Origin of the sequence: Curtobacterium sp. BH-2-1-1 (genome assembly GCF_001806325.1) — a bacterium.
Taxonomy (GTDB): domain Bacteria; phylum Actinomycetota; class Actinomycetes; order Actinomycetales; family Microbacteriaceae; genus Curtobacterium.
Genome location: NZ_CP017580.1, coordinates 2,775,678 through 2,795,857, shown reverse-complemented (window position 1 = coordinate 2,795,857; position 20,180 = coordinate 2,775,678). Strand labels below are relative to the sequence as shown.

At 72.2% G+C, this 20,180-nt stretch carries 20 protein-coding genes; 12 read left to right on the top strand and 8 right to left on the bottom strand.

Features of this window, described 5'->3' with window-relative positions:
- Positions 1-2: 2 nt before the first annotated feature.
- Both nadA and BJK06_RS13370 read right to left on the bottom strand, forming a co-directional pair.
- Positions 3-1,274 (bottom strand): quinolinate synthase NadA, encoded by a 1,272-nt coding sequence (gene nadA, locus BJK06_RS13375; RefSeq protein WP_070418309.1) that lies wholly within the window; start codon positions 1,272-1,274, stop codon positions 3-5.
- Between the two features lie 16 nt (positions 1,275-1,290).
- On the bottom strand, positions 1,291-1,989 hold the full coding sequence (locus tag BJK06_RS13370) for an NUDIX domain-containing protein (protein WP_070418308.1): 699 nt from the start codon (positions 1,987-1,989) through the stop codon (positions 1,291-1,293).
- Positions 1,990-2,111: 122 nt separating this feature from the next.
- Here BJK06_RS13370 and BJK06_RS13365 point away from each other — a divergent pair, with 122 nt between their 5' ends.
- The 3 genes from BJK06_RS13365 to BJK06_RS13355 all read left to right on the top strand — a co-directional run bounded on the left by BJK06_RS13365 (position 2,112) and on the right by BJK06_RS13355 (position 5,273).
- A complete protein-coding gene (locus tag BJK06_RS13365; RefSeq protein ID WP_156794866.1) occupies positions 2,112-2,375 on the top strand; it encodes an acylphosphatase in 264 nt (87 codons plus the stop codon).
- A gap of 128 nt (positions 2,376-2,503) precedes the next feature.
- Positions 2,504-3,982 (top strand): MDR family MFS transporter, encoded by a 1,479-nt coding sequence (locus tag BJK06_RS13360; RefSeq protein WP_083295252.1) that lies wholly within the window; start codon positions 2,504-2,506, stop codon positions 3,980-3,982.
- 43 nt (positions 3,983-4,025) lie between these two features.
- On the top strand, positions 4,026-5,273 hold the full coding sequence (locus tag BJK06_RS13355; RefSeq protein WP_070418306.1) for a D-arabinono-1,4-lactone oxidase: 1,248 nt from the start codon (positions 4,026-4,028) through the stop codon (positions 5,271-5,273).
- Positions 5,274-5,323: 50 nt separating this feature from the next.
- On the opposite strand, the gene BJK06_RS13350 is transcribed toward BJK06_RS13355, so the two are convergent.
- Entirely contained in the window at positions 5,324-5,812 is a 489-nt protein-coding gene (locus BJK06_RS13350; protein ID WP_070418305.1) for a 2'-5' RNA ligase family protein, read from the bottom strand.
- A 143-nt stretch (positions 5,813-5,955) separates the two neighbouring features.
- On the opposite strand from BJK06_RS13350, the gene BJK06_RS13345 reads away from it, so the two are divergent.
- The 3 genes from BJK06_RS13345 to BJK06_RS13335 are packed head-to-tail and all read left to right on the top strand — an operon-like array spanning position 5,956 to position 8,614.
- Positions 5,956-6,906, top strand: a complete 951-nt coding sequence (locus tag BJK06_RS13345; RefSeq protein WP_070418304.1) for a MetQ/NlpA family ABC transporter substrate-binding protein — start codon at positions 5,956-5,958, stop codon at positions 6,904-6,906.
- Entirely contained in the window at positions 6,906-7,946 is a 1,041-nt protein-coding gene (locus tag BJK06_RS13340; RefSeq protein WP_070418303.1) for a methionine ABC transporter ATP-binding protein, read from the top strand. The genes BJK06_RS13345 and BJK06_RS13340 overlap by 1 nt, the downstream gene beginning before the upstream one ends.
- On the top strand, positions 7,943-8,614 hold the full coding sequence (locus BJK06_RS13335; protein ID WP_217642545.1) for a methionine ABC transporter permease: 672 nt from the start codon (positions 7,943-7,945) through the stop codon (positions 8,612-8,614). The genes BJK06_RS13340 and BJK06_RS13335 overlap by 4 nt, the downstream gene beginning before the upstream one ends.
- A gap of 311 nt (positions 8,615-8,925) precedes the next feature.
- On the opposite strand, the gene BJK06_RS13330 is transcribed toward BJK06_RS13335, so the two are convergent.
- Together BJK06_RS13330 and BJK06_RS13325 are read right to left on the bottom strand one after the other, a co-directional pair.
- Positions 8,926-9,702, bottom strand: a complete 777-nt coding sequence (locus BJK06_RS13330) for an endonuclease/exonuclease/phosphatase family protein (protein ID WP_083295251.1) — start codon at positions 9,700-9,702, stop codon at positions 8,926-8,928.
- 134 nt (positions 9,703-9,836) lie between these two features.
- A complete protein-coding gene (locus tag BJK06_RS13325; RefSeq protein ID WP_070418302.1) occupies positions 9,837-11,240 on the bottom strand; it encodes an MFS transporter in 1,404 nt (467 codons plus the stop codon).
- 156 nt (positions 11,241-11,396) lie between these two features.
- Between BJK06_RS13325 and BJK06_RS13320 the strand changes: the two genes are divergently transcribed.
- From BJK06_RS13320 to BJK06_RS13300, 5 genes are read left to right on the top strand one after another with little or no spacing between them, the layout of a single operon-like run.
- On the top strand, positions 11,397-12,611 hold the full coding sequence (locus tag BJK06_RS13320) for an alanine racemase (protein WP_070418301.1): 1,215 nt from the start codon (positions 11,397-11,399) through the stop codon (positions 12,609-12,611).
- Positions 12,611-13,453 carry an IclR family transcriptional regulator gene (locus BJK06_RS13315; protein ID WP_070418300.1) on the top strand — a complete coding sequence of 281 codons (843 nt, stop codon included), beginning with the start codon at positions 12,611-12,613 and terminating at the stop codon, positions 13,451-13,453. The genes BJK06_RS13320 and BJK06_RS13315 overlap by 1 nt, the downstream gene beginning before the upstream one ends.
- Positions 13,450-14,427, top strand: coding sequence for a sugar kinase (locus BJK06_RS13310; RefSeq protein ID WP_156794865.1), 978 nt, complete (start codon positions 13,450-13,452; stop codon positions 14,425-14,427). The genes BJK06_RS13315 and BJK06_RS13310 overlap by 4 nt, the downstream gene beginning before the upstream one ends.
- 17 nt (positions 14,428-14,444) lie before the next feature.
- The gene (locus BJK06_RS13305; protein ID WP_070418299.1) at positions 14,445-15,107 is read left to right on the top strand and encodes a bifunctional 4-hydroxy-2-oxoglutarate aldolase/2-dehydro-3-deoxy-phosphogluconate aldolase; all 663 of its coding nucleotides are present in this window, start codon (positions 14,445-14,447) and stop codon (positions 15,105-15,107) included.
- Complete coding sequence (locus tag BJK06_RS13300) at positions 15,104-16,717, top strand: amidohydrolase family protein (RefSeq protein WP_070418298.1); 1,614 nt, start codon at positions 15,104-15,106, stop codon at positions 16,715-16,717. The genes BJK06_RS13305 and BJK06_RS13300 overlap by 4 nt, the downstream gene beginning before the upstream one ends.
- Positions 16,718-16,765: 48 nt before the next feature.
- On the opposite strand, the gene BJK06_RS13295 is transcribed toward BJK06_RS13300, so the two are convergent.
- Positions 16,766-17,155: a RidA family protein gene (locus BJK06_RS13295; RefSeq protein ID WP_070418297.1), complete on the bottom strand. Its 390-nt coding sequence runs from the start codon at positions 17,153-17,155 to the stop codon at positions 16,766-16,768.
- Between the two features lie 249 nt (positions 17,156-17,404).
- Here BJK06_RS13295 and BJK06_RS13290 point away from each other — a divergent pair, with 249 nt between their 5' ends.
- Positions 17,405-18,649, top strand: coding sequence for a hypothetical protein (locus BJK06_RS13290; protein WP_083295250.1), 1,245 nt, complete (start codon positions 17,405-17,407; stop codon positions 18,647-18,649).
- Between the two features lie 70 nt (positions 18,650-18,719).
- Here BJK06_RS13290 and BJK06_RS13285 read toward each other — a convergent pair whose 3' ends face one another.
- The gene (locus BJK06_RS13285) at positions 18,720-19,211 is read right to left on the bottom strand and encodes a pyridoxamine 5'-phosphate oxidase family protein (RefSeq protein WP_070418296.1); all 492 of its coding nucleotides are present in this window, start codon (positions 19,209-19,211) and stop codon (positions 18,720-18,722) included.
- A 289-nt stretch (positions 19,212-19,500) separates the two neighbouring features.
- Positions 19,501-20,124 carry a hypothetical protein gene (locus BJK06_RS13280; protein ID WP_070418295.1) on the bottom strand — a complete coding sequence of 208 codons (624 nt, stop codon included), beginning with the start codon at positions 20,122-20,124 and terminating at the stop codon, positions 19,501-19,503.
- Between the last annotated feature and the right edge of the window lie 56 nt (positions 20,125-20,180).

The window sequence follows — 20,180 nt, the reverse complement described above, 5'->3', positions numbered from 1 at the left end:
GGTCAGACCGTGGGTCGGGCGGCGAGCATGCGCTCGAGTGCGACCTTGGCGTCGGCCTGGACGTCCGCCGGCACGACGATCTCGTTGAGGACCTCGCCGCGCACGAGCGCCTCGAGGACCCAGGCGAGGTAGCCGGGGTGGACGCGGTACATCGTCGAGCAGGGGCACACCACGGGGTCGAGGCAGAAGATCGTGTGCTGCGGGTACTCGGCGGCGAGCCGGTTCACCATGTTGATCTCGGTGCCGATCGCGAACGTGGTCGGTTCGGTGGCGGCTGCGACGGTCTTCCGGATGAGGTCGGTGCTGCCGGCGTGGTCGGCGGCGTCGACGACGGCCATCGGGCACTCGGGGTGCACGATGACCTGCACGCCGGGGTGCTCGCGACGGGCCTGGTCGATCTGGTCGACGGTGAAGCGGCGGTGCACCGAGCAGAAGCCGTGCCAGAGGACGACCCTGGCGTCCTGCAGGGTCTGCTCGTCGTTGCCACCGAGGGGCTTCCGCGGGTTCCACATCGGCATGAGGTCGGTGCTGATGCCCATCGCCTTGGCGGTGTTCCGGCCGAGGTGCTGGTCGGGGAAGAAGAGCACGCGCTGCCCCCGCTCGAACGCCCACTCGAGGACGGTCGCGGCGTTCGACGACGTGCACACGATGCCGCCGTGCCGCCCGCAGAACGCCTTGAGGTCGGCGGCGGAGTTCATGTACGTGACGGGGATGACCGGCACGCGGCCGTCGGCGTCGGGCTCGGTGCCGTAGACCTGCTCGAGCTCGGCCCACGCCGCCTCGACGCTGTCGATGTCGGCCATGTCGGCCATCGAGCAGCCCGCGGCGAGGTTCGGCAGGATCACGCGCTGGTCGTCGCGGGCGAGGATGTCCGCGGTCTCGGCCATGAAGTGCACGCCGCAGAACACGATGGCCTCGGCGTCGGGCTTCGTCAGCGCGGCGTTCGCGAGCTGGAACGAGTCGCCGAGGAAGTCCGCGTGCCGCACGACCTCGTCGCGCTGGTAGAAGTGTCCGAGGACCACGACGCGGTCGCCGAGGGTGGCCTTCGCCCGCTCGATGCGTTCGTGCAGCTCGTCGTCCGGGGCGTTCCGGTACTCGTCCGGGATGACGCCCTGCCGGGGCGCCGAGGTCGGGATGACGTCCGACATCGACGAGCCGGGGCCGTAGCCGGGCCGGGAGTCGAAGTCCCACGTCGGCATCGCCAGGTCGGGCGTGCAGGTGCTGCCGGCGGCCTGACCGTTGGAGATCAGTTCGATGGTGGTGGCGATGGACACGGGTGTTCCTTCGGTTCTACGGCTTCTTGCCCTGCTGCAGCGGACCGTTGTCCGCGTAGGCCAGGTCGGGGTTCGAGCGGTACAGCCGGGCCGGACGGTGCCGGTCCCCGCTCGTGGTCTCGTCCGTCGGCAGGATCGCGTCGGTCTTCTCGACCTGGCGACGGAAGTTCGCGGGGTCGAGCGCACGCCCGAGCACCGCCTCGTACACCCCGCGGAGTTCGGCGAGGGTGAACCGGTCCCCCAGGAACGCCTGGGCGATCCGGGAGTACGACATCTTGTTGCGGAGCCGCCAGAGCGCGTACGCGACGATCCGGTCGTGGTCGAAGGCGAGCGGCGGGTGTTCGTCGGCGAGGAACCACCGCACGTTCCAGTCGTCGGGGACCGAACTCGCCTCGTCCGGGTGGACGAGTGCCCAGTACACGATCGACACGACGCGGCTCGGCGAGCGGTCGACGTCACCGAAGGCGTAGAGCTGCTCGAGGTAGCGCGGCTGCACGTTGGTGGTCTCGCGGAGGCGGGCCGCGGCGGAGTCCTCGAGCCCCTCGTCCGGCCGCACCCAACCGCCCGGGAGCGCCCACGCCCCCTCGTACGGTTCGGCCACCCGACGCACGAGCGGCATCCACAGCGCCGGTGCCCCGGTGTCCGGGTGCGGGCGCAGCGCCACGATCACGGTGGAGACCGCGACGCGGATGGGGAGCTCGGGAGTAAGTGTCATGATGACTCGAAGTGTTCGGGTTGGGATGACACTATCACCGGGTTTCACGAGACGGAAACAGCGTCGAAAACTCCTGGTCGGACCGCACGCCTACATTGAGCCGCATGACTACGGTGACGAGGATGCACGCCGTCGTGTCGGGGACGGTCCAGGGGGTCGGTTTCCGGTACTGGACCGCACGGAAGGCCGACGGGCTCGAACTCGCCGGGTACGCCCGGAACCTGTTCGACGGCACGGTGGAGGTCGAGGCCGAGGGTCCGGCCCCCGCGGTCGACGCCCTGATGACGTTCATCCGGACCGGCCCGCCGTCCGCCGAGGTCACCGGCGTGACCTGCCGCGCGGTGGTGCCGCACGGCGACGTCGACGGCTTCGCGATCCTGCACTGACCCGGTCGCCGCCCGACGTCGACGGATGTCGGACCGAAGCGGAATAATCGAATCCACTCAGGCGGTTGCCCTGTCTGCGCCCATGGCGCCCCCTCGTTCCACCAGTCGTGATCCACCAGGAGCCCCGCATGACCCAGGCCGTCGATTCCGCACCCCGCACCGGGAGCGTCGCGCAGCCCTCCGCCGGCGAGACCCGACTCGTGATCGGGCTGCTGCTCGTCTCGGCGTTCGTCGTCATCCTCAACGAGACGATCATGGGTGTCGCGCTCCCGCGGCTCATGGACGACCTCGACATCAGCGCCGCGACCGGGCAGTGGCTCACCACGGGCTTCCTGCTCACCATGGCGGTCGTCATCCCGATCACCGGGTTCCTGCTCCAGCGCTTCAACACCCGGCCGGTGTTCGTCTGGGCGATGAGCCTGTTCTCGGCCGGCACCCTGATCGCGCTGCTCGCGCCCGGGTTCTCGATGCTGCTGCTCGGGCGCATCGTGCAGGCCAGCGGGACGGCGATCATGATGCCGCTGCTCATGACGACGGTCCTCACGCTCATCGAACCGGCGCACCGCGGCCGTGTGATGGGCAACATCTCGATCGTCATCTCCGTCGCCCCGGCGATCGGTCCGACCATCTCCGGGCTCATCCTCAACGCCTTCTCGTGGCGCTGGCTCTTCGGCTTCGTGCTGCCCATCGCCATCGCCGCGCTGATCCTCGGCATGGTCAAGGTCCGCAACGTGTCGACGCCCCGCAAGGCCCCGCTCGACGTGCTCTCGGTCGTGCTGTCCGCCTTCGCGTTCGGCGGCATCGTCTACGGCCTCTCGAGCATCGGCGAGGCCGGCACCACCGGGCCGCTCGTGCCGATCGTCTCCCTCGTCGTCGGCGCCCTCGCCCTCGCCCTGTTCGTGTTCCGGCAGACCCGGCTGCAGCGTGCGGACCGCGCCCTGCTCGACCTCCGCACCTTCCAGACGAAGGGCTTCACCGTCCCGATCGTCGCGATGGGCCTGAGCTTCATGGCGATGTTCGGCACGCTGATCCTGCTGCCGATCTACCTCGAGCGGGTCCTCGGGCTCGACGTCCTGAACGTCGGCCTGCTCCTGCTGCCCGGCGGCCTCATCATGGGTCTGCTGTCCCCGATCGTCGGTCGCGTCTACGACCGCCGTGGTCCGCGGGTGCTGCTCATCCCGGGCTCGATCATCGTCAGCGCCGTCCTCTGGGCGCTCTCGACCGTCGGCGTCGACACCAGCGTGTGGTTCGTCCTCGGCGCCCACGTCGTCCTGAGCATCGGGCTCGCCCTCACCTTCACGCCGCTGTTCACCGCGGCACTCGGCGGGCTGCCCCCGAAGCTCTACTCGCACGGCAGCGCGGTCCTCGGCACGGCGCAGCAGCTGGCCGGAGCCGCCGGCACGGCGCTGTTCGTCACGCTCCTCACCATCGGTGCCTCGGGTGCGGCGGCCGGCAGCGGCGCCGCGGGCCTCGCCGAGGCCACGGCCTCCGGCGTGCGGACGGCGTTCCTCGTCGGCGCGGTGATCTCGCTGTTCGGGATCGTGATGTGCTCCCTCGTGCGTCGCCCGGCGACCCCGGACGGTGCCCCCGCACCGTCGATGCACTGACGGGAACCGCACGCGCCGGGGTGCGCGTGGCATCGTGGGCGTCATGCGGTCGACGACGAGCGAGCTGAACTGGTCCGGCACGGTCACCTACACGGCCGAACGGGTCCTCCGCCCGACGTCGATCGACGAGGCCGCCGAGATCGTCGCCCGGTCGCCCCGGGTGCACGGCCTCGGCACCCGGCACTCGTTCAACGACGCCCCGGACGCCCCCGGCGTGCTGCTCGACCTCACCGGGATCCCGACCGACCTCGCCGTCGACGCCGAGCGACGGACGGTCACGATGGGCGCCGGCACCCGCTACGGCGTCGTCGCGCCCGAGATCGACCGCGCCGGGTTCGCGCTGCACAACACGGGGTCGCTCCCCCACATCTCGATCGCCGGCGCGATCGCGACCGGCACGCACGGTTCCGGCACCGCACTCGGGTCGCTGAGCACCGCGGTCCGGTCGTTCGAGGTGCTCGGGCCCGACGGGTCCGCAAGGACCATCGCCCGCGACGACCCGGCGTTCGACGGCGCCGTGCTCCACCTCGGCCTGCTCGGCGTCCTCACCCGGGTCACGCTCGACGTCCAGCCGAGCTACCGGATGCGCCAGGACACCTACGGACCGATCCCGTGGGGCACCTTCACCGCCCACGTCGCCGAGGTCCACGCCGCCGCGACGTCCGTCTGCTCGTACACGGTGTTCGGCGACACGGTGAGCGAGGTCCTCCTGAAGTCGCGCGTGCCGGACGGCGACGACGACGTGGCCGTCCCGGACGAGCTGTTCGGCGCGCCCCGGCTGCCCGGCTCGCCCGGCGACGGACACCACACCGCCCGGGACGGCTCGGTCGGGCCGTGGTGGGACCGGCTGCCGCACTTCCCGATCGACTCCGTGCCGAGTCACGGCTCCGAGGTGCAGAGCGAGCACTTCGTCCCGCTCCGGCACGCGGGTGCGGCGCTCGACGCCGTCCGGACCATGGCCGCCCGCATCCAGCCGCACCTGCACGTCTGCGAGCTCCGCACGATGGCGGCGGATCCGTTCTGGTTGAGCCCGACGCAGGGCGAGGACGTGCTCTGCATCGCGTTCACGTGGCAGAAGCACCCGGTCGAGGTGGCCGCGTTGCTCCCGGACCTCGAGGCGCTCCTCGCACCGTTCGACGGACGACCGCACTGGGGCAAGATGAGCTCCCGCGACGCGGCCGCCATCGCCGGGCTGTACCCGCGGCTGGCCGACTTCCGCGACCTCGTCGCGGCGGCCGACCCGGAGCGGACGTTCGCGTCGTCGTTCGGCGAGCGGGTCCTGGGGACGTGAGCCGCGCCTCCTGGGCCATCGTCACGACGCGGACGTGAGCCGAACCCGCGTCACCCGACCGGCGTGACCGTCCTGGACTCTCCGTCCCAGAACCGCACGCCACCGACCACGAGATCGGGGAGCGGGGTCCCGCGGAGCGCCGCGACGGCCGCACCGAGGTCCTCGTCCCGGACCCGTCGCGCGACCGTCAGGTGCGGCGACCACGCCCCCGGCGACGTGGTCTCGATCCCTCCCGGGGACGCCCGGTGCACCGCCTCGTGGAACGCGGCGAGCGCTGGGTCGACGACCACCGCCCGGGCGAGCACCGAGCGCCCGGGTCCCGCGGGGAACAGCAGGACGCCACCGAGCCGGAGCCGCGACGGCACCGGCACGTCGAACCCGCTCGGGTTCCGGAGGTCGTCGCCCGCGGCCAGCGTGACGTGGGGGCTGTTGGTGTCCGACCGTCCGAGGCTCGGCAGGTCCGCACGGACCAGCGCGTCCCACGCGGCGCGCACGGCGGCGTCCGACGACGGATCGAGGACGAGTTCGAGACTGCGCACGTACCGAGTGAACCAATGAACCGTGTGACAGCGATGTAACACGGCGGAACGGAACTCGCACCGTGCCGGGCGGGCCGTCACACTCGACTGCACGCCGCGGACCACCGCGGACCCCCACAGCACTGCCCACGAGGAGCTCCGTCATGTCCGCTGCACCCGCTCTGCCCGAGAAGCCGAAGGGCAAGCGCCCGATCGGCTGGATCATCGCCGCCGCGGTGGTCGTCGTCGCGATCGTCGTCGCCCTCATCGTCGGCGCCGTCCGCTCCGGCGGGTCCGACGACGGCGCTGCCGCCGGTGGTTCGCCGAAGACCGTCACGATCGGCGTCGCGGACAAGTCGCTCTCGTACTGGAGCACCTACACGAAGCTCGCGAAGTCGAAGCTCAACGTGACGGTCAAGCTGACGAACTTCTCGGACTACTCGCTGCCGAACCCTGCGCTCAAGGACAAGCAGCTGGACCTCAACCAGTTCCAGCACATCCAGTACCTGGCCGACTACAACGTCACCTCGAACGACGACCTGCAGCCGATCGGCTCGACGGCCGTCTACCCGCTGCCGCTCTACGCGACGAAGTACGACGACGTCGCCGACCTGCCCGAGGGCGCCAAGGTCGCGATCCCGGACGACTCGATCAACCAGGCCCGCGCGCTGCTCATCCTGCAGGCGGCGAAGCTCGTCACGCTCGAGGACGGCGGGTCGGCCTTCTCGACGACCACCGACATCGAGTCGTCGAAGGTCGACGTCCAGCCGCTCAACGCCTCGCAGACGGCGAACGCCCTGCAGCAGGGCTCGGTCGCGGCCGCCGTGGTGAACAACAACTACGCCACCGCCGCCGGCCTGCCGATCTCCGACGCGATCTACCAGGACGACCCCTCGAGCGCGAGCGCGGCACCGTACGTCAACGTCTTCGCCGTGCGCAACGCCGACAAGGACAACACGACCTACCTCGACCTCGCGAAGCTCTTCCAGGACGAGTCCGTGCAGAAGGTCTTCAAGAAGGACCTGCCCGAGGCGGTCAGCCGTGACGAGAGCGCGTCCACCTTGCAAGAGGAGCTCGCGAAGGTCGAGCAGGACGCGAAGGCGGCCAAGCAGTAGTGCCGGTCCTCGTCGAACTCCGCGGCGTCTCGAAGCACTACCGCCGCGCCGACACCGGCGAGACCGTGGTGGCCGTCGAGGACGTCTCCCTGGACGTGCACCAGGGAGAGGTCCTCGGCGTCATCGGGTACTCCGGTGCCGGCAAGTCCACGCTCGTCCGGCTCGTCAACGCGCTCGAACTGCCCTCGTCCGGGTCGGTGACGGTCGCCGGCAACGAGCTCACGGCGCTGCCCGAGCGGGACCGCCGGACGGCACGGCGCAACATCGGGATGATCTTCCAGCAGTTCAACCTCTTCCGGTCGCGCAACATCGCCGGCAACGTCGCGTACCCGCTCAAGGTCGCGGGCGTGCCGAAGGAGGAACGGGACCGCCGGGTCGCCGAGCTGCTCGACTTCGTCGGGCTCCTCGACCGCGCGTACGCCTACCCCGAACAGCTCTCCGGCGGGCAGAAGCAGCGCGTCGGGATCGCCCGGGCGCTCGCGGCGTCGCCCGACCTGCTCCTCGCCGACGAGGCGACCAGCGCGCTCGACCCCGAGACCACGTCCGAGGTCCTCGGGCTCCTCCGCCGGGTGAACAAGGAGCTCGGCGTCACGATCATCGTCATCACGCACGAGATGGACGCCGTCCGACAGATCGCCGACCGCGTCGCCGTCATGGAGCAGGGGCGCGTCGTCGAGGTCGGGGACGTCTACGACGTGTTCGCGAACCCGCAGACCGGCGCGGCCCAGCGCTTCGTCCGGACCGCTCTGCACGACCGGCCCTCTGCGGAGACCGTCGCACGGCTCCGCGAACGGCACCCCGGTCGCCTCGTCACGGTCCAGATCACCGACGAGGCCGGGCTGCAGAACCGCATCGACCAGGTCTTCCGCTCCGCCGGGGTGACCGCCGAGCTCGTCTACGGCGGGGTCGGCGAGATCCGGGAACGCCGGATCGGGTCGCTCACCTACGAGCTGACCGCGGCCCGTCCGTCCGAGATCGACGCGGCCGTCGCGGCTCTCCGTGCCGCGCGCATAACCACCGACGAGGAGGGCGCAGCGTGAACAACTCGTTCCAGAGCGTGATCGACACGTTCGACGTCTTCGTCGCGTCCATCCGCGACACGATCGTGATGTCCCTGGTGTCGCTCGTCATCGCCGGCATCATCGGTCTGGCGCTCGGCCTCGCGCTGTACGCCACCCGCCCGGGCAACCTGCTCGGGAACCGGGCCGCGTACACGATCATCAACGTGGTCGTGAACCTCGTCCGGCCGATCCCGTTCGTGATCTTCCTGGCGGCGATCGCCCCGCTCTCCCGCGTGGTCGTGCAGACCACGATCGGCGTCCCCGCGGTGACCTTCGCGATCTCGCTCGCGGCGTCGTTCGCGGTGTCCCGGATCGTCGAGCAGAACCTGCTGTCGGTGGACCCCGGCGTCGTCGAGGCGGCTCGGGCATCGGGAGCGCACCCGCTGTCGATCCTGCTCACGGTCCTCATCCCCGAGGGCCTCGGCCCGCTCATCCTCGGCTACACGTTCATCTACATCGGCATCGTCGACATGACGGCGCAGGGGGCGTTGATCGGTGGCGGTGGGCTCGGCGAGTACGCGATCACGTACGGGTCGCAGCGGTACGACTGGTGGATCGTGTACGTGTCGGTGGCGGCGATCGTCATCATCGTGCAGCTCGGCCAGTTCATCGGCAACCGGCTGGCGCGGGCGACCCTGCGTCGCTGACGCGCGGGCGCCCCGCGCGCCCGCGCGCCCCGCGCGCGCCGCGCGGGGCGGAGGTCGCACGAAGTGCCGCCGTCCGCACCGCGCAGCGGCACGTCGTGCGACCTCGGCGTCACGCTGGCGGCATGTCCTGCGACCGCGACAGCCTGGAGGCGCGGTGCCGGTCCACGAGACCGGCACCGCGCCTCCTGTGCGTGCGTCCGTCACCGCGCGGGCCGAGGTCGCACGTCCTGCCGTCCCTGCGTCGAGCGCGCGGCGGTTCGCGCGACCTCGGCGACCCACGTGCGGCGTGTTGCGCGACCTCGGCGGGCGCGTCAGGCGGCCGGGGACTCCACGGTGGCGACGGTGCCCGTCGCGCCCGGGTGCTCGTAGTGCGCACGCACCAGGATCGGCCGGTGGTCGGAGATGCCCGCGGGCAGGGTCTCCACGCCGGCGATGTGCAGCCCCACGCTCGTGGCGAAGTCGAAGTGCCCCGTGAACTTGCGGTAGCGCAGGTACGTCGGCTGGTCGGAGAGCGACAGCGCGAACCCGTGCTGCTCGATCTTCCGGCGCAGGTTCGTCTGGAACCAGGGGTAGTTGAAGTCGCCGACCATGATCGCCGGGGCGTCGTTCGAGAGCTCGCGGACGAACTGGTGCGCGGCCTCGATCTGCTTGCGGCGCAGCGAGTTCGTGGCGGTGAGGGGTGAGGCGTGGAAGGACGCGACGATGACCTCGGCGTCGACCTCCTTGTCACGCAGGTGCATCGCGATCAGGCGCTCGTGCGCGGGCGCGAGGACCCGGTCGTGCAGCGACTTCTGCAGGGAGTGGATGCTGAAGTCCTCGACCTCGAACCGGTCGTCGCGCTTGTAGATCGCGAGGCCGAGTCGGTTCGCCTTGGTCGACGCGGCGAGGGAGAGGCCGGCGATCGAGGGGGCGAGGTCGTTGCTGTCGCACTCCTGCACGCAGATGACGTCGGCCTGGGACGCCTCGGCCAGGGAGGCGAGCTCGCCGTTCGCGGTGTGCTCGCGGAGGTTGTAGCTGACGACGCGCAACCCGGTCGGTTCCACGGCCGTCCCGGCTGTGATCGTCCCCTGCTGCTCTGGCGCGGCCATGCTGCCTTCCTGTTCCGGGCGTTTCCGGTCGCCCTGCCGCGGCAACCGTACTCGGCGTTCGCGGACTGTTGCTGAGACTGTAGCGCGGCCTCGGTTTCGTGCGTGTGACCGCGGGGAAAACGGACGATGCGCGCTCAGGCCCGGGCGCGACGGGCGGGGCGGACGGTCTCGCCGGCTGTACGGCTCATCAGGACGCCCTCGACGCAGGCGACGACGAGCAGGGCGGCGATGACCCAGAACGCGGCGTCGTACGGACCGGATCCGCCGAGGCCCGACGCGGCCCGGATGACCACGGCGCCGACCGCGACACCGAACCCGGCGGCGGTCTGCTGCAGGGTCGACGAGAGCGTGTTCGCCGGGGTCATGTCCGCCTGCTCGACGTCGGCGAACGCGATCGTGTTGTAGGCCGTGAAGCCCACCGACCGCGCCGCACCACTGACGACGAGGAGCACGGCGAGGAGCCAGAACGGGGTGTCCTCGGTCATGAACACCATCGCGACGACGCTCAGCGCCGCGACCGCGCTCGACACGATGATCACCGGCCGGTACCCGAACCAGCGCAGGAACGGCGTCGTCATGGGCTTGATGCCGAGGTTGCCGACGAAGACCCACAGCACGGCGGACCCGGCGAGCACGGCGCTCCACCCCCACGCGTCCTGGAACAGCAGCGGCAGGACGAACGGCACGGCGGAGACGGCCAGGCGGAACAGGCTGCCGCCGGCGTGCGACACCCGGAAGGTCTCGAGCCGGAACGAGTCGAGCCCCATGATCGGGTGCGGCGCCCGACGGAAGTGCCAGATCGCCAGCCAGCAGCCGACCGCCCCGACGACGCCGGAGAGCACGACCGCCAGGACGGGCACGCGGTCCAGGGCGAGCAGGGACGCCATGACCACGAGCGACCCGAGGCCGAAGCAGGCGAGCAGCGACCCGAACCAGTCGAACGGCACCCGCTGGGACGCCCGCTCCTGCGGCACGAGGACGAGCGCGGCGACGAACGCGATGACCCCGAGCGGGATGTTGATGAGGAAGATCCAGTGCCACGTCAGGGTGTCGACGAGCACGCCGCCCACGAACGGCGCGATGATCGGCGCGGCGAGGGCCGGCCAGGTCAGGATCGCGATGGCCGTGACGAGCTGCTCGCGTCCGGCGCTCCGCAGGACGACGAGCCGCCCGACGGGGACCATCAGCGCGCCGCCGAGCCCCTGCACGATGCGCCAGATCGTCAGGTCGACGAGCCCGGTGGAGAGGGCGCACAGCCCCGACGCAACGGTGAACAGGACGATCGCGCCGGCGAAGACCGTCCGCGAGCCGATCCGGTCGGTCAACCATCCGCTCACGGGGATGAACACCGCGAGGGTGACCAGGTACGCCGTGATCGCCACGCCGATGGCCGCCGAGTCGACGCCGAGGTCCCGGCCCATCGCGGGAGCGGCCGTGGCCAGGATGGTGCCGTCGAGGAGCTCCATGAAGAAGGTCCCTGCGACGAGCACGGCCACCGCGGTGCTCCCCCGTCGTCGTGTCGTCATCGTCGTCGTCATGGCAGGACAAATGCTATGCCCGATCGGTTTCCGTGACGTCCGGGGACGGCGCTGACGCGATGGTGTTCTGCACCGCAGAATGAGGAGGACGAGCGCGTTGCCCCGGACACCCGGCCACCGGGAGCGTGGAGGCACCGCAGACGCACAGGAGGATCGATGACGACCACACCCGGCACGGTCACCACGAAGGGCGCGCCCGACCCGGCAGCACCGGCACGCCGGCACGTCCTCGAGCACGCGTACCTGCCGGTGATGACCCTCCGCGAGTCGGCCCTGGCGAACAACACCGCCGTGATGCAGGCGTACGTCGAGCGGCACGGTCTGCTCTTCGCGCCGCACATGAAGACGCACATGGCACCGGCACTGGCCGCACGACAGATCGCCGCCGGCGCCTGGGGCGTCACGGTCGCCTCGGTCCAGCAGGCGATGGTCGCGTGGGAGCACGGCGTCCACCGGATCGTCGTCGCGAACGAGGTCCTCGACCCCACCGGTCTCGCCTGGCTCGCCTCCCGCCGCGCCGCCGACCCGGACGCCGACGTCCTCTGCTGGGTCGACTCCCCCGCCGGGGTCGAGGCCGGCCGCGCGGCACAGGACTCGGTCGACGGCGACCTGCACGTGGTCGTCGAGGTCGGGTTCCCCGGCGGTCGCACCGGCGTCCGCACCGCACAGCAGGCACAGGACCTCGCACAGCTCGCCCACGACCGGGGGCTCTCGCTCCGCGGGATCGCCGGGTACGAGGGCGGCCTGCCCGACGTGCACGCCGCCCGCGCCTACGTCGAGGGGGTGCTCGCCGTCGCGGCAGCCGTCCGCCCGCTGGTCGAGGCCCCGCGCGCCCTGCTCAGCATGGGCGGCAGCGCCTGGTTCGACGGCGTGGTCGACGCGGTCGCCACCCGCCCCGACGACCTCGACGTGCTGCTCCGGTCCGGCGCGTCCCTCACCCACGACGACGGCTTCTACGCCGAGCGCACCCCCTTCGGCCGCCACCCCGACGAGGGCTCGCTCCTGGCCGCGATCGAGGTCTGGGGACGCGTCACGTCGTGCCCCGAGCCCGGCCTCGCGCTCGTCGCGGTCGGCAAGCGGGACATCTCCTTCGACGAGGGGCTGCCGGTGGTCCGTTCCGTCCGAAAAGTCGGCCCAGGAGGCACGGCTGGCGTCGTCCCCGTCGCACCCGACCCCGGGGCGGTCACCGTCACCCGCCTCGACGACCAGCACTGCTACCTCGCGCTGGCGGACGGGGCACCCGGGCTCACGCCCGGAGACGTCGTCGTGTTCGGCATCTCGCACCCGTGCACCGTCTTCGACAAGTGGCGCCAGGTGACCGTCGTCGACGACGACGAGACCGTCCTCGACACGATCGCGACGTGGTTCTGATGCGCGCCACCACCCCCGTCGTCCCCTCGACCGAGGACGCTCCGGCACGGAACGCCGCCCTGTCGCTCCGACGCGGGCTGCGGCTGCTCGACCGCATCGCCGACCGCACCCGGAACGGCGAGCCGTCGGTGTCACTGACGGTGCTCGCTGCGGAGCTCGGCACCTCGAAGTCGACCGTGCTCCGGCTGACCGCCCCGATGCTCGAGAACGACCTGCTGCGCCGCACCCCGGACGCCGGCTTCACCCTCGGGCTCGGGGCGCTGCTGCTCGGGCAGAGCTACCTCGAGGGCATCGACCTCCGCGCCGCCGCAGCGCCGTTCCTCCGGCGGACCGCGGAACGCACGGGGCTCACCTGCCACCTCGTCGTCCCGGACGGCACCGACATCGTCTACGTCGACAAGGTCGAGACGCGGGGCACGGTCCGGATGGGGTCGCGGATCGGCAACCGACTGCCGATGCGGAACACGGCCTCGGGCAAGGCGATGGTGGCGTTCGGCGAGCCGGAGCTGCTCGACCGGGTGCTCGCGGAACCGGCCACGGCGATGACCGAGCACTCCATCGTGGACGACGACCGCTGGCGCGCCGAGATCGACCGGACGCACGGCCGCGGCTACGGCATCGACGACCGCGAGAACGAGCCCGACATCCGCTGCGTCGCCGCGCCCGTGCTCGACCACGCGAACCAGGTCGTCGGCGCGATGAGCATCTCGGGGCTCGCCTCCCGGTTCCCCGCCGCGGCCGTCCGCGAACTCGGCGACGGCGTCGTCCGGACCGCGCTGGAGATCTCGGTCGCGCTCGGCTCCTCCTCCGCCCAGCTCGCCCTGGCGAAGGGCACCCGGTGACCGGCCGCGTCCTGACCTTCGGGGAGACGATGCTGCTCCTCACCGGCGGGGACACGGGTGCCGTCCCCGACCTCGAGCACATGCGGGTCGACACCGGCGGAGCCGAGAGCAACGTCGCGATCGGCCTCGTGCGCGCCGGCGTCCCGACGACGTGGATCGGCCGCGTCGGCACCGACCCCGCCGGGGACCGCGTGACGCGCGACGTCCGGAGCGCGGGCGTCGACGTCGTCGCGGTGCCGGACCCGGACCGCTCGACGGGCATCATGATGAAGGAGCGCCTGGCCGACGGACGCACGCGGGTGACCTACCACCGCCGGGGTTCGGCGGGGTCGGCGCTGCGGGCGAGCGACCTGCCGGCGAGCGCCGTCGAACGCGCCGCGCTCCTGCACGTCACGGGCATCACCCTCGCCCTCTCCGAGGACGCCAGGGCCACCGTCGAGGCCGCGCTCGACCGCGCGGACGCCGCCGGGGTCCCGGTGTCCTTCGACGTGAACCACCGGCCCACGCTCATCGACGCCGAGACCGCCCGCGCCCGTTACCGGACCGTCGCCGCACGGTCGTCGATCGTGTTCGCCGGCGACGACGAGGCCCGACTCGTGCTCGGACTCGGCGACGACGAGGGCGACGACGAGACGCTCGCGCACGAGCTCGCCGCCCTCGGCCGGGGTCGTGCCGTCGTCAAGCTCGGCTCCCGGGGCGCGGTGGCGTCGGTGGACGGTGCGTTCCTGCGGCGCCCGGCGACCCCGGTGCGCGTCGTCGACCCCGTCGGTGCCGGTGACGCCTTCGTCGCGGGCTGGCTCGCGGCGACCCTCGGCGGAGCCACGACGGCCGAGGCGCTCGACCGTGCCGCCGACGCCGGTGCGCTCGCCTGCACGGTCGAGAGCGACTGGCGCCGCCCGGACCCGGCGGCGCTGCACGACCCGACCACCCCCACGGACGTCGACCACGCCGTCCACGACCGCGTCGACCGCTGAGGCGAGGAACGAAGACCATGACGAAGACCACCAGCACCGACCCGTCCGCCGCTCCCCGCGTCCGGCACCGGCACGCCGCCGGCCCGGCGATCGCGATCCTGCGCGGCGGGACGGGTGACCACGTCGAGGACGTCGTCGCGACACTGGTCGACGCCGGGGTCCGGGCGATCGAGATCACGACCAACACGCCCCGCTGGCGGGAGGGCATCGCCTGGGCCGCCGAGCGCTACGGCACGGGCGCGTCGATCGGCGTCGGCACGGTCCTCGAACCACGACAGCTCGACGAGGCCGCCTCCGCGGGTGCCGTGTTCGCGGTGAGCCCGCACCTCGACGCGGACATCGGGGAACGGGCGCACGAGCGTGGTCTGGGCTGGTACCCGGGCGCCGCCACCCCGACCGAGATCGTCCGCGCCTGGCAGCTCGGGGCGCGCGCGGTCAAGGTGTTCCCGGCCGCACAGCTCGGCGGCCCCGCGTTCCTCAAGCAGGTCCTCGCCCCGCTCGACTTCGTCGACGTCATCCCCACGGGCGGCATCGGCGTCGAGGACGCGTCCGAGTACCTGGCGGCCGGCGCCGTCGCCGTCGGCCTGGGTTCGCCGCTCGTCGGTGACGCCCTGACGACCGGCGACCTGGACGGCCTCCGCACCCGCGCCGAGCGACTCGTCGCGGGGCTCGCACGGTGACGTCCGAGGTCCTGCTCACCGGCGGGTCCGTCGTCGACACCGACGGCACGGCCCACCGGTCGGACGTCCTCGTCCGCGACGGCCTGGTCGCCGAGCGCGGCGGGCCGGGCGAGCGCCTCCGGGCCGGGGCCGACGCCACGGTGGTCGACTGCACCGGCCGGCTCGTCATGCCCGGGTTCGTCGATGCGCACTCCCACGCCGGGTCCCTCGTGTTCGACGAGCGCGTGCAGCTCGCCCTCCTCCGGCAGGGCGTCACGACGATCGTCACCGGACAGGACGGCGTCGGTCCGGCACCGGGCGACGGCTCCTACGCCGCACGGTACTTCGCGGCGATCGACGGTCCCCACCCGACGTACCGCGGCGGCGGCATCGCAGGGCTGCTCGCGACGTACGACGGTACGACCGCGCTGAACGTCGCCACCCTCGTGCCGGCCGGCACCGTCCGGCACGAGGTCACGGGCGACGACCCGGCCCCGGCCGACCCCGGCCAGCTCGACACCATGCGCGCCCTCGTGCGGCAGGGCATGACGGACGGCGCCGTGGGGCTCGCGACCGGCCTCGACTACGTCCCCGGACTCCACGCCGGCACCGCGGAGATCGCCGCCCTCGCCGCCGAGTCCGCGGCCGCCGGCGGCACCTACGTGACCCACATGCGCGGCGGCTACGAGACCAACGCCGGCGCCGGCATCGAGGAGGTCGTCCGGATCGTGCGCGCCGGCGGCGGCCGCGCCCACGTCTCGCACCTCCACGCTCCCGTCGACCTCGCGCTGGCGGAGCTCGCCCACGCCGAGGCCCAGGGCACCCCGCTGTCGTTCGACGCCTACCCGTACTCGCGCGGCTGCACGATCCTGTCGATGCTGCTCCTGCCCGCGGGCCTGGCCCGGCCGGGCACCGACGACCTCGCCCGGGCGCTCGCAGTGGACGGCGGACGCGCTGCCGTCCGCGCCGCGGTGCTCGAACGGGTCCTCGGGCGCGCCGACCTCGGACCGGGCTGGGCCGAGCAGATCACGCTCTCGCACGTCCCCGCTCCCGAGTTCCACGCGCTGCAGGGCCGCACCCTCGCCGAGGCCGCCACGGCCACCGGGACGGACGCGGTCGACCTCGCGCTCGACGTCCTGGTCGACTCGGACCTGCAGGTCACGGTCGTGATGCGGGTGCCGCACCCGCGGACGCCCGAGCAGCTGGCGGAGCTGTTCCGGTCCGGCGGCCACACCGGCGGGTCCGACGGCATCTTCGTCGGGACGCACCCGCACCCCCGTGCGTACGGCACCTTCGCACGGTACCTCGGGGACTACGCACGGCCCGGGCTGCTCACGTGGTGGGAGGTCCAGCAGCACCTGTCGACCCTGCCCGCCGAGCGCTTCGGACTCGGGCACCGCGGCGCCGTCGCACCCGGGTGGGTCGCCGACCTCGTCGTCGTCGACCCCGAGCGCGTCCGAGCCCGATCGACGTACGCCGAGCCGATGCTGCTGGCCGAGGGCGTCGACGACGTCCTCGTCGCGGGCGTCCTGGTGCTCACCGACGGCGCCCTGACGCACGCGACCCCCGGTGCCGGCATCCGCCGGACGACGTGGAGCCGTCCGGGCGGTGCGCGCACCGGGGGTCGATGAGGCTTCGCTCAGCGAGCACGCCGAGCGATCACGCCGGGGCCGGCCGGGTCACTCCGCCGTCGGGAGCACCGCCACGACGTCGATCTCGACGAGGATGTTCGCCAGGTGCGACTGCACCGTGGTGCGGACCGGGTACGGCTGCGAGAAGTGCTTGGCGTACTCCTCGTTGAAGGCGGGGAAGTCGCGGTCGGAGTGCTCGAGGTGCACGGTCGACTTCACGACGTCGTCGAGCGTGGCGCCGTGCTCGGCCAGGACGGCGGCGACGTTCGCGAGCACCTGGGCGGTCTGACCGGCGACGTCGTCGGCGATCTCGCCCGTGGCCGGGTCCTGCGGGCCGAAGCCGGCGGTGTAGAGGAAGCCGTTCGCGACGATCCCCTGGCTGTACGGGCCGGCGGGCTTCGGCGCGTTGTCGGTCACGATGGCGGTCTTGTTCGGCACGGTGCTCCTCGGTGTCGATCGGGGTCGGTCGGACGTCGCCCACGGCTCCGACCGCGCCGTCGCGGCCGGAGGACGACGCTCCCAGGCTAGGTGAGCGCCCCGCGCCGGACCCGGCCGTCCGTCGGGCTCGTTCCGGTCTGCAGAACGCGAGTCGCGCCTCCCGAGCCGAGCCGTGAGGAACACCCAGGCAATCGCCGTCTACGCTCGTACCGTGCCCTCTGCCATGCCCGAACACCGCGGAGCGCCGCGGTGAGCCGCCTGGACGGGACCCTGACGGAGTCGATCGCGAGCGGACGCCGCCGTGTCCTCGACCTCGCGACCGCCCTGCCGGCGTGGGCCGCCGTGCTCCTGGTGTGGACCGGCGGGCGCATCGTGTCGACGTTCTGGTTGGCGCTCGCGTTCCCGCTCATCGGGCGCGCCCTGCCGGAGAACGCGATCTGGGGCAACGACCACGGCTTCCTCAACTTCCTGACGGCGTGGGACGGGCAGTACTACGAGCAGATCTCGGTGCACGGGTACCCGACGACCCTGCCGCTCGACGCCGCGGGCCACGTCGCGCAGAACGCGTGGGCGTTCCTCCCGGCGTTCCCCTTCACGATCCGGATGCTGACCGCGTCGACCGGTGTCCCGTTCGACGTCGGCGCACCGGCGATCGCACTCCTCGCCGGACTGCTCGCCACCTACCTGCTGCACCGGCTCGTCCGCGACCGTGCGGGGTCGGCGGCGGCCATGTGGGCGGTCTTCTTCTTCACGTGCGGTCCGCTGTCGTTCCTGCTGCAGGTCGGGTACGCCGAGAGCATGTTCCTCGCCCTCGTGTTCGGGGCGCTCCTCGCGCTCGACCGTCGGCGGTACGGGCTCCTCACGGTGCTCGGGGTCGTCGCCGCGTTCACCCGGCCCGGAGCCCTGGCGATCCCGCTGGTCCTCGGGGTCATCGCGCTGGTGCGGTGGATCCGAGCACGTCGGACCGAGGGGGTCCGCTCGCTCGACGCGTTCCCCGTGGCGGAGCGCGTGCGGGTCGTGGCCGCCGGCGTCGTGATGGTGGTCGCCGGGTTCGCGTGGCCGCTCATCGCCGCGCACGTGACCGGGTCGCCGAACGCCTACCTCGAGACCGAGATGTCCTGGTGGGTGAACTTCATCGGGCGGGTGGACTTCATGCCGCTCACACCGTGGTTCCTCATCGCCGGCCGGTGGTTGGGCGTGGGCGGGATCCTCATCGTGGTGTTCCTGCTCGTGTCGTACCCGGTCTGGCTGCTGCGTCGGTCGACCCGGCGCCTCGGGTTCACGACCGTGGTCTTCTCGGCCTCGTACGCGCTCTACGTCTTCGCGGTGTCGTTGCCGATGGCCTCGACGCCCCGGCTCCTGATGCCGCTCGCGCCGCTGTTCGGGTCGCCGGAGCTCGTGGCGAAGCCGTGGATGCGGTGGACCCTGGTGGTCTGCGCGGTGCTCGGGCAGCCGGTGCTCGTCGCCGTGCTGTGGCTGCTCGGCCCGCCCTGACCGAACGGACGACGCCCGGCCCCCGCGGTGTGCAGGGACCGGGCGTGGTGCCGGGCGTCCGTCTTCGGCGCTAGAGCTCGATCGTGCCGTGGTCGCCGGTGTCCGGCTGACTCTGCTTGCCGATGGCGGCCTTGAGGGTCTGCACGAGGCTGCCGACCGGGCCGGTGTCCTGCGTCCAGTACTCGACCGAGTCGCCCTCGACGGTGAGGAGTCGGATCGAGGGGTCCTCGCGGCCGTCCGGGAACCAGGCCTCGGCGAACGGGGACCACAGCTCGTCGATGACGGAGTCGTCCTGGCTGACCGTCGCGGTGCCGGCGATCGACAGGTACCCGCCCTGCGACTCGATCGCGACGTTGACGTGCGGGTTCCGGGCGATGTCCTCGACCTTCTCGCTCCCGTCCTGCACGAGGAAGCGGAGTGTGCCGTGGAACGCCTTGTCCTGCACGGCGAGGGGCCGTGCGTGGAGCTGGCCGTCCTCGCTCACGGTCGTCAGGAGTGCCGTGTGGGCTCCGTGGACGATGTCCGAGATGGCTGCGCGCTGGTCTGCCTCTGTGTCGGTCATGGTGCTCCTCTCGCGTCGTGCGCCCCGTTGTGCTCGACGTGCGGCCGGCCCTCGGGGCGCTGTCCGTTCCGGCCAGTCTGCCCCTCGACGCTGAGCGCGTCCGGCGGACGGGGCTGCGGGGCCGTGCAGGCGCGGGCGCGGGCGGGGTTCGACGTTCCGCACGTCGATCGACGGATGGGATGTCGGAGCATGCACGAGCATCGGATGCGTGCGCAACGAGCGACACCACGCGAGTGGATCGACTGGCGGAACGTCGGAAACGCGGTGGGACCCGGACGCGCGCCGCGCCTCAGACCGGCTCGCGGATGGTCGTCTCGACGTCGACGACCTGCGGGATCCGCGGCATCGAGGCGAACCCGAACGCCACGGGCGGGTCGAGCGGCGCCAACGACCCGAGCGACTCCCCCGCCCAGGTCCCCCGTACGCCCGTGACGTCGTGCGCCCCGGTCACGCCGTAGTACTCGCGACGCCCGTTGCCCGCCGACCCCGCGGTCCCCGATCCGGGAGCGACGAGCCGTGCGACCGGGTCGATCGCGGCGAGCCACCGGGGGTCGCGGGCGATCTGCTTGGGGACGATGCGGAGCACCCTCCCGAGCGGGGAGATCGTGCCGACGTCGATGGAGGCCTCGAGGGCGCCCGCCGACAGCTCGAGTCCCCTGGCGGTCCGGCGAGCCGAGACGTCGACGACCGAGACCGTGTCGAACCGGTAGGTCCCGGAGACGTACGCGGCCACGATCTCGTCGGGCGCGAGGAGCACCGAGGAGCCGTCCGGCAGCTCGAGGAAGACGTCCGTGAAGGCTCCGAACGGCGAGCGCTCCCACATGCCGACCACGATGCGGATGCCCGAGGTCGTGCCGACGCCCATGATCCGACCACGGAACCGACGTTCGAGTGCAGCGGGGCGTGACGACATGCCCTGGACCGTACCCGGCGACCCCGTGAGCGGCGCGGACGGGCCGAGCCGCGCCT

Excerpts from the sequence above, each read along its gene's own strand:
- BJK06_RS13370 (WP_070418308.1), bottom strand. The coding sequence starts at position 1,989 with ATGACACTTACTCCCGAGCTCCCCATCCGCGTCGCGGTCTCCACCGTG.
- BJK06_RS13365 (WP_156794866.1), top strand. The coding sequence starts at position 2,112 with ATGCACGCCGTCGTGTCGGGGACGGTCCAGGGGGTCGGTTTCCGGTAC.
- BJK06_RS13360 (WP_083295252.1), top strand. The coding sequence starts at position 2,504 with ATGACCCAGGCCGTCGATTCCGCACCCCGCACCGGGAGCGTCGCGCAG.
- BJK06_RS13355 (WP_070418306.1), top strand. The coding sequence starts at position 4,026 with ATGCGGTCGACGACGAGCGAGCTGAACTGGTCCGGCACGGTCACCTAC.
- BJK06_RS13345 (WP_070418304.1), top strand. The coding sequence starts at position 5,956 with ATGTCCGCTGCACCCGCTCTGCCCGAGAAGCCGAAGGGCAAGCGCCCG.
- BJK06_RS13330 (WP_083295251.1), bottom strand. The coding sequence starts at position 9,702 with ATGGCCGCGCCAGAGCAGCAGGGGACGATCACAGCCGGGACGGCCGTG.
- BJK06_RS13325 (WP_070418302.1), bottom strand. The coding sequence starts at position 11,240 with ATGACGACGACGATGACGACACGACGACGGGGGAGCACCGCGGTGGCC.
- BJK06_RS13320 (WP_070418301.1), top strand. The coding sequence starts at position 11,397 with ATGACGACCACACCCGGCACGGTCACCACGAAGGGCGCGCCCGACCCG.
- BJK06_RS13315 (WP_070418300.1), top strand. The coding sequence starts at position 12,611 with ATGCGCGCCACCACCCCCGTCGTCCCCTCGACCGAGGACGCTCCGGCA.
- BJK06_RS13305 (WP_070418299.1), top strand. The coding sequence starts at position 14,445 with ATGACGAAGACCACCAGCACCGACCCGTCCGCCGCTCCCCGCGTCCGG.
- BJK06_RS13285 (WP_070418296.1), bottom strand. The coding sequence starts at position 19,211 with ATGACCGACACAGAGGCAGACCAGCGCGCAGCCATCTCGGACATCGTC.
- BJK06_RS13280 (WP_070418295.1), bottom strand. The coding sequence starts at position 20,124 with ATGTCGTCACGCCCCGCTGCACTCGAACGTCGGTTCCGTGGTCGGATC.